This is a genomic window from Sulfurimonas sp. (assembly GCF_028694895.1).
Lineage (GTDB): Bacteria > Campylobacterota > Campylobacteria > Campylobacterales > Sulfurimonadaceae > Sulfurimonas.
Window position 1 is genome coordinate 1 of sequence record NZ_JAQVKA010000080.1, and the last position, 6,444, is coordinate 6,444.

General features: G+C 35.1%; 6 protein-coding genes and 1 pseudogene. 5 read left to right on the plus strand and 2 right to left on the minus strand.

Annotation, left to right across the window (positions count from 1 at the left end; translation table 11 throughout):
• From PHI38_RS08155 to PHI38_RS08175, 5 genes are all read left to right on the plus strand, one after another.
• The coding region (locus PHI38_RS08155) for a methionine adenosyltransferase domain-containing protein (protein WP_299854898.1) at positions 1–834 on the plus strand (834 nt) is incomplete at its 5' end.
• A gap of 2 nt (positions 835–836) precedes the next feature.
• Entirely contained in the window at positions 837–1,889 is a 1,053-nt protein-coding gene (gene mqnE, locus PHI38_RS08160) for an aminofutalosine synthase MqnE (protein ID WP_299854901.1), read from the plus strand.
• A 14-nt stretch (positions 1,890–1,903) separates the two neighbouring features.
• A complete protein-coding gene (locus tag PHI38_RS08165) occupies positions 1,904–4,036 on the plus strand; it encodes an STT3 domain-containing protein (protein WP_299854903.1) in 2,133 nt (710 codons plus the stop codon).
• Between the two features lie 16 nt (positions 4,037–4,052).
• Positions 4,053–4,892 carry a UTP--glucose-1-phosphate uridylyltransferase GalU gene (gene galU, locus PHI38_RS08170; RefSeq protein ID WP_299854905.1) on the plus strand — a complete coding sequence of 280 codons (840 nt, stop codon included), beginning with the start codon at positions 4,053–4,055 and terminating at the stop codon, positions 4,890–4,892.
• Between the two features lie 2 nt (positions 4,893–4,894).
• Positions 4,895–6,103, plus strand: a complete 1,209-nt coding sequence (locus PHI38_RS08175; protein ID WP_299854907.1) for a glucose-6-phosphate isomerase — start codon at positions 4,895–4,897, stop codon at positions 6,101–6,103.
• 18 nt (positions 6,104–6,121) lie between these two features.
• On the opposite strand, the pseudogene PHI38_RS08180 reads toward PHI38_RS08175, so the two are convergent.
• Positions 6,122–6,295 (minus strand): annotated as a pseudogene (locus tag PHI38_RS08180) (glutathionylspermidine synthase family protein); the annotation flags it as partial.
• A gap of 4 nt (positions 6,296–6,299) precedes the next feature.
• Complete coding sequence (locus PHI38_RS10290) at positions 6,300–6,392, minus strand: hypothetical protein (RefSeq protein ID WP_367182612.1); 93 nt, start codon at positions 6,390–6,392, stop codon at positions 6,300–6,302.
• Between the last annotated feature and the right edge of the window lie 52 nt (positions 6,393–6,444).

Below are 6,444 nucleotides of genomic sequence, written 5' to 3' on the forward strand. Positions count from 1 at the left end.
GGTGATCAGGGGATTATGTTTGGTTATGCAGACATAGAGACACAAAACTACATGCCAAGCGCTATAACTTATGCAAGAGTTTTGATGGAGAAAGTTTATAACTTTGCAAAAGCAAATCCTTCAAAATTGGGTGTTGATATTAAGACTCAAGTTACTATGGACTATGGTAGAAAAGAGAATTTTGAAAACTGTAACCCACAAAAGATTCACACTATTGTAGTCTCTGCTCCATGTGTAAGTACAATGGATATAAAAACTGTTCGAACACTCATCCAAGGTTTGATTGATGATGCAGGACTTCCTAAGGAACTTTACAACAAAGACGACTGTATTATCCACATAAATCCAACTGGCAAATATGTCTCTCACTCATCTTTGCATGATTCAGGACTAACTGGTAGAAAACTTATAGTTGATAGCTTTGGCGGATATGCACCAATCGGTGGTGGAGCTCAAAGCTCAAAAGATTATACAAAAGTTGATAGAAGCGGACTCTACGCAGCGCGCTACATTGCAAAACATATAGTTGCGGCGGGCCTTGCTAAAAAAGCACTTGTTCAAATCTCTTATGCCATAGGCGTAGCTCGTCCAACTTCTGTTGCAGTTGATACTTATGGTACGGTTATAAATGGGCTTGATGATGATAAACTCTCAGAGTTTGTACTTCAAAACTTTCCTCTAACTCCAAACTGGATTACTCGTAAATTTTCTCTTGATTATCCTTCTAAAGAGACTTTCCTTTACGCAGATGTTGCAGCTCGTGGACAAGTTGGCCAGAGTGATTATCCATGGGAAAAACTAGACGAACTTGCAAAATTTGAGGCATTAAGATAGTTATGAGTCTAAGAGATAAGATATTAAAAGGGGAGCGAATCAATTTTGATGAAGCTCTTTCTCTTTATGAGATGGACTTTTTTGAACTTGGAGATTTAGCAGACAATATCCGCAAAAAAAAGTACGGAAAAAAAACTTACTACAATATCAACCGTCATATAAATCCTACAAATGTCTGTGCAGACGTATGCAAATTTTGTGCATACTCAGCAACTAGAAAAAATCCAAACCAGTATACAATGACGCATGAGCAGATTATGGAGATAGTAAAAGACATAGATTCTCGCGGTGCAACAGAAGTTCATATAGTCTCAGCTCACAACCCAAATACTGGGATAAAGTGGTACTTAGATATCTTTAAAAAGATAAAGACAACTTATCCACATCTTCATGTAAAAGCACTAACTGCTGCAGAAGTTGATTTTCTCTCACGTGAGTACGGCAAAACTTATGATGAAGTTCTTGATTTGATGGTTGAGAATGGCGTTGATTCAATGCCTGGCGGTGGAGCTGAAATCTTTGATGAGAAAGTAAGAGATTTTATCTGTAAGGGTAAAGTTACATCTGATCAATGGTTTGAGATTCATAAAAAATGGCATGAGAAAGGCAAAAAAAGCAATGTTACTATGCTTTTTGGTCATGTGGAAAATCGTGCAAACCGAATAGACCATATGATGCGTATCCGAGCTCTTCAAGACATTACAGGCGGTTTTAACTGCTTTATTCCACTTGTTTATCAAACTGAAAATAACTATCTAAACATAAAAGAGCCAATAACAGCAAATGAGATACTACGTACTATGGCAATAAGCCGTATAGTCTTAGATAATGTGCCACATCTAAAAGCTTATTGGGTAACTTCTACTGTAAATCTTGCTCTTGTAGCTCAAGAGTTTGGTGCAAATGATTTAGATGGTACAATTGAGAAAGAGTCTATAAACTCCGCAGCTGGGGCAAAAAGTGCAAATGGCCTAAATCTTGATGATTTTAGAGCGCTCATTAAAAACAGCGGATTTATACCTACTGAGAGAGATAGCCTTTACAACGAGATTTAACTAAGGATAAGAGCGTGAGTACATTAACAAAAGAGACAAAGACTACACTGCTCTATATAGCTTTAGCATTTCTTTTTTCAGTTGCAGTTCGGATGATTTGGTTTTACCAGTTTGCAGAGTATGAGCCTTTTAGGTTTAATGGTCAGCTTATGATAAACACAAATGATGGCTACTATTGGGCTGAGGGTGCTAGAGATATTTTAAATAACTTTACACATCAAGAGTTTGACCTCTCACCAGTTGACTCTGCAGCTTCACTACTTAGCGCTTTTTTTATAAAAATTCTGCCATTTTCTTTTGAGAGTGTTATACTCTTTATGCCTGTTTTTCTCAGCTCACTTATAGTTATCCCCATAATATTAATCGCTAAAAGTATAGATAATTTAGAAATGGGCTTCATTGCTGCACTTCTAGCTAGTATTGCTTATAGTTACTATAATAGAACCATGATAGGTTACTATGATACTGATATGTTAAACATAGTTCTTCCTATGTTTTTACTCTGGTCTATTATCTGGGCAATTAAAACAAATCAAGATAAGTATCTTCTTATCACTGCAGTTGATATCTTAATCTATAGATGGTGGTATCCACAAAGTTACTCGCTTGAGAGTGCTTTTTTTGGGCTTATTCTACTTTACACCCTCTTATATGATAGAAAAAATAGCTATAACTATAAACTACTAGCTATTATGATGCTAGCGATGGTTAATTTTGATGGCTATATAAGGGCTATTTTTGTTCTAGCTACTTTTTATATCTACAAACAAGAGAAGTATGATAGATATGTTTATCTTATTTTAGCTTTATCGGTGGTTCTATTTTTTGCTTCTGGTGGCTTTAATCCTATCTGGGCACAACTTAAAGGATATGTCTTTAAAGATGCTCTACATATTGGGGAGGAAGGGCTTAAACTTCATTTTTATTCTGTAATGCAAACTGTTAGAGAAGCTGGGCATATACCTTTTGATACCTTTGCAAATCGTATCAGTGGGCATGTTATAACATTTTTGGCGTCAGTTATTGGATATGTCTACTTGGCATATAGACACAAAATTATGCTCTTTGGACTTCCACTTATCGGACTTGGGTTTTTAGCTTCGGTTGGCGGACTTAGATTTACTATTTACGCAGTTCCAGTTCTGGCTTTTGGAGTCGCTTTTTTAATTACAGAAGTGTCTCGATTTATGCCAACTCAAAGACTAAAAGTTTTGTCTATGCTCACTTTTACACTTCTTATACTAGCTCCAAATATAGCTCATGTTCAGGAGTATAAAGTCCCAACTGTTTTTAATGCCGATGAGGTAAAAATCTTAGATATGCTTAAGAACAAAGCAGACAGAGAAGATTATGTAATAGCATGGTGGGATTATGGCTATCCTATAAGATACTACAGTGATGTCAAAACCCTAATAGATGGCGGAAAACACGGCGGAGATGTAAATTTTCCTGTTAGTTTTATGCTTACAAATCCTCAAGATGTATCAGCAAAACTTGCAAGACTTGATGTTGAGTATAGTGAGAATAAATTTAGATTTATAAAAGATAATGAGCAGATGATTAGAGATAAAAATCTAACCATTTTCTCAAACATTGAAGAGATGAGTAAAGATTATGGTTTTAATGATACAAATGACTTTTTACTCTCACTTGAAGGTGATGTTGAACTCCCTAAAAAGACAAGAGATATCTACTTCTATCTTCCATATCGAATGATAGATATATATCCAACTGTTGAGATGTTCTCAAACCTTAATTTAATGAATGGAGAGATGAATAATCGTTCGTTTTTTTACGCTACAAAGCAGTTTAAACAAGAAGAAAATATATTAAACCTTGGACAAGGGGTTGTAGTTGATTTAAAAGAGTTGAGCGTAAATATAAATGGCACTAAAGTGCCTATAAAAAGGGTTATACAGAGTGCTTATGATAAAAGTATGAAGTTTACAAAAGATGTGCAACTAGTAAATTTAAATGGCGAATTAAATCTAATTTTTATGTCAAGCTATAATACTTTTTTACTTGTTGATGAGAAAACATACAACTCGCTATATATTCAGTTATCAGTTTTGCAAGAGTATGATAAAATGCTGTTTGAAGAGGTTGTTTTAACTCCTCACGCAAAAGTTTATAAACTAAAAATTTAACTACAGAGGCCCAAGAGTGCTAAAAGAAAAAACAAAGATTAAAAAGTGTCTCTTTCCTGCCGCAGGCTATGGAACAAGATTTCTTCCAGTTACAAAGGCTATCCCAAAAGAGATGCTTCCTATCCTTACAAAACCACTATTACAATATGGTGTGGAAGAAGCTAGAGAAGCGGGAATGGATACTATGGCGATAGTAACAGGTCGTGGTAAACGTGCTATTGAAGACCACTTTGATAGATCATATGAACTTGAGAATCAGATAAATGGAACTTCTAAAGAGATCCTTATGAAAGATGTTCGTGATATTGTTAAAAATTGTACTTTCAGTTATACAAGACAAGGGGAGATGAAAGGCTTAGGTCATGCTATTTGGACAGGCAAAACGCTTATCGGAGATGAACCTTTTGCAGTTCTTTTAGCAGATGACTTGTGTGATAACGACGGTGATTCTGTTCTGACACAAATGGTAAAATTATATGAAAAATACAAATGTTCTATCGTAGCTGTTGAAGAGATACCTCTTAAAGATAGTAACAAGTATGGAGTTATTGCAGGGCATGAAGAGGAAGAGGGCGTTCTTAGAGTTACAAACATGGTTGAAAAGCCAGAGAGTAAAGATGCTCCTTCAAACTTGGCAATTATTGGAAGATATATTTTAACTCCTGATATTTTTGATATCCTAGAAGAGACAAAACCTGGAAAAGGTGGAGAGATCCAAATCACCGATGCACTTTTAACGCAGGCTAAAAGTGGTGGAGTAATTGCTTATAAATTTAAAGGAAAGAGATTTGATTGTGGGAGTGTAGATGGGTTTGTAGAAGCTACAAACTTTTTTTACAATAAAGCTAAAGAATAGAGATGCAATATCAACACAATTTTAACCCTTCTATTTCAGATGAAGACGTTTTTAATGAAATAAGTACTGAGAGAGAGCATATAGGTTACTATAACCTTGTGCATCAAGATACATCTATCTTTAAGGAGTACGCTTCTAAAGTAGAGCAAAAAAATATTGTAATTATTGGTATAGGTGGAAGTACTCTTGGGACTTATGCGATATACAAATTTTTAAAATACTCTAAGCACTTAAGTAAAAAACTCTATTTCTTAGAAACAACAGACCCTATTGATATACAATCAAAAATAAAAAATATTGATCTTGATGATACGCTTTTTATAGTTATATCAAAATCTGGAACTACAATAGAGACAGTATCCATTTTTAAATATATCAACTCTTTAATAAAGTGTGATAAAAACAATACTCTTGTTATTACAGAGAGTGATTCAAAATTAAATGAGTATGCAAAAGCAAATGAGATTAAAAGTTTTGAGATACCAAAAGATGTAGGTGGAAGATTCTCTGTTTTTAGCGCTGTTGGTCTTCTACCTTTAGCGATTGTAGGTATAGATATTGATGAACTTTTATATGGTGCAAAAACTATGTATGACTCTTTTTTCAATAAAGAAGATATATACGAGAGAGTGCTTAAAAAAGCTAGATTTTTTGTAGAGTATAAAAATAATTTTAATATAAATGTACTTTTTTCTTACTCATCAAGATTGGATGGTTTTAATAACTGGTATATACAGCTTTGGGGCGAGAGTTTGGGTAAAGTTGATATAAACTTTACTAGACAAGGACTTACTCCAATTGGCATCATTGGGCCAATAGATCAACACTCTTTTTTACAACTTATAGTTGAGGGAAGAAGAGATAAAACTATCACAGTGATAAAAGTAAATGACTTTGAAAATAATTTAAAAATCCCACAAGTAGAACTAAAGGGTCTTGAAGAGTTAAACTACATAGATAATATAGAGTTTGCTTACCTCATAAATGAGCAAGCAGATGCGACTATTGAGTCTATAAGAAATCTAGGTGATATTCCGTGTGATGTTATAACTATAGAGAGAGTAAGTGAGAGAAGTATAGCGGCACTTATGTATGAGTATGAACTACTTACTTCTGTTTGTGCTAAGTTTATGTATATCGATGCGTACAATCAACCAGGTGTTGAAGCAAGTAAGGCTATACTTAAACATAAGTTGCAATCAAAAATATAGAGATATTTGCGGGGATGTTTATACTAAAACATGTCCCACAAATTTACTCATATTGTTTATGATTTCTCCACCTTTTCTAAACCCAAGTCCAGAAGCTTCATAGGCAAAGAATACTCCAGCTTGATATTTTGCTCCACTAGCATCTTTGTTTAACTCAACATACTCTTGATAGACTTTTTTATGATTTTTATATGGTCTATTCCACCTCGGCCACGTCCAGCCCTTCACGGGCGCGGCGGTCAAAGTCGTGCACCTCGTCATCGGAAAAGGCATTGCCCAGGGACAGCATGGGCAGTTCGTGCCTGACCTCGCCGAAGGCCTTGAGCGGTGTGGCGCCGACC